This window comes from Oleiphilus sp. HI0123, assembly GCF_001635315.1.
This window is the reverse complement of the sequence record NZ_LWGE01000961.1, coordinates 1-375: the sequence shown is the minus strand read 5'-3', so window position 1 is coordinate 375 and position 375 is coordinate 1. Positions and strand designations below refer to the sequence as shown.

1 protein-coding gene is annotated in these 375 nt (G+C 47.7%); it reads left to right on the top strand.

Annotation, left to right across the window (positions count from 1 at the left end; translation table 11 throughout):
• The coding region (locus A3761_RS08325; protein ID WP_197472977.1) for a 3,4-dihydroxy-2-butanone-4-phosphate synthase at nucleotides 1–375 on the top strand (375 nt) is incomplete at both ends.

Here is a 375-nt window from a genome sequence, read left to right as displayed (position 1 = left end):
ATGCTCAGTTTTCAACTAACTTTACTGTGTCTATTGAAGCGGCTTCGGGTGTGACAACAGGTATTTCAGCGGCTGATCGTGCGCACACTATTCGTACAGCTGTAGGACGTAACACTAAGCCAAGTGAAATTGTTCAGCCTGGCCATGTGTTTCCAATTGTGGCGCAGCCTGGTGGTGTATTAAGCCGAGCAGGGCATACTGAAGCAGGTTGCGATCTGGCTCGTATGGCAGGTTTTGAGGCGGCTTCAGTTATAGTCGAAATTATGAATGAAGACGGTACTATGGCTCGTCGTCCTGATCTTGAAGTCTTCGCAAAAGAGCATGATTTGAAGATTGGCACAATCGCCGACATGATTCACTATCGGGCGTTGAATG